General features: G+C 75.4%; 1 protein-coding gene. It reads left to right on the forward strand.

The features are described 5' to 3' along the window. Positions 1–58 precede the first annotated feature (58 nt). On the forward strand, positions 59–1,409 hold a 1,351-nt coding region (locus ACWGIU_RS37855), incomplete at its 3' end, for a serine/threonine-protein kinase (RefSeq protein ID WP_453712616.1).

A 1,409-nucleotide genomic window follows, 5' to 3' on the forward strand; every position in this document is an offset into this window, starting at 1 on the left:
GTCTCGGGATCATCAGGGTTAGATTCCGGGACACTTCTCCAATTTGAGCGGGGCTGACGTGTCAGAGCTGACGGGGAGCGGGGCCGAGCCGCTGGAGGCGGGGGACCCACGCCGGATCGGGTCGATCCCGCTGGCGGGCCGGCTCGGGGCCGGCGGCATGGGGCGCGTCTACCTCGGGGTCCGCGAGGGTCGGTACGTCGCCGTCAAGCAACTGCTGTCCTCGGTCGTCGGCGAGGACCAGGACTTCCTGCGCCGTTTCGGGCACGAGTTGGACAACCTCGCCCGGCTGCCCGCGGACGCCACCGCGCCGCTGCTCGACAGCGACCGCACCGCCACTCCCCCGTGGTTCGCCACCGCCTACATCCCCGGGCTCACCCTGAGGGAAGCCATCGCGCTGCACGGCGGCCCGCTGCCCGCGCGGGCGCTGTGGCTGCTGCTGCGGGAAGCCGCGGCGGGGCTGGCCGCGGTGCACGCGCTGGACATGGTGCACCGGGACCTCAAGCCGTCCAACGTCATGCTGACCCTCGACGGTCTCACCCTCATCGACTTCGGTGTGGCCCGGGCCGCCGAGCAGAGCCAGCTGACCCGGACCGGCATGGTCGTGGGTACGCCCGCCTACATGGCACCCGAACAGGCCTCGGGCCGAAAGCGGTTGAGCGGCGCCACCGATGTGTTCGCGCTGGGCTCCGTACTCGCGTACGCGGCCTGCGGTCAGCCGCCGTTCGGCGACGAGTCGGGGCACGGGGTGCTGTACCGCATCGTCCACGAGGAGCCCCACCTGGAGCCGTTGCGGGAGCTGGAGCCGGACCTCGCCGAGCTCGTCGCGGCCTGCCTCGACAAGGACCCCGAGGGGCGCCCCACCGCCGCCGAACTCCTGGAACGCGCCTGCGCGCACGGCCCGTTCACCGGCCCGCTGTGGCCGGAGGCCGTCACCGGGCGCCTGACGGAGCGGGCCGCCTTCGCCGCGAACGTGCAGGAGTGCGACGTACCGACGATCCCGCTCACCGGGGAGAAGCCGGAAGCCGGGCCGGGGCCCGGGAAGGCGCCCGTTCCGGCGGCCCCCGCTCCGCCGGTCACGGTCCGGCCGGAACGGGCCGAGCGCCGCCGCCGGACCCGCGTCCTGCTCGCCGTCGTGCCCGTCGTCGTGGTCGCGGGCGGTACGACCCTCGCCATCCAGCACCTGCCGTACACCTCCGCGCCGCAGGCCGGGGCGGGGAACTCCCCGTCCGCACCGGTCACGGCACCGGCCGACCCGACGGCTTCTGCGGCGGGCGGCAGCGCCTCGGGTACCGCGTCCCCCGCCCAGTCGCCGCCCCAGGACCCGGGACAGGCCGGGACAGGCACTCCCCCGGCCGAGGCCGCGGGAGGCGGGGGCGGCACCGTCCCCGGCCCCGGCGGGGCACAGCCCG

The sequence above is a fragment of the Streptomyces sp. NPDC054840 genome, assembly GCF_053611065.1.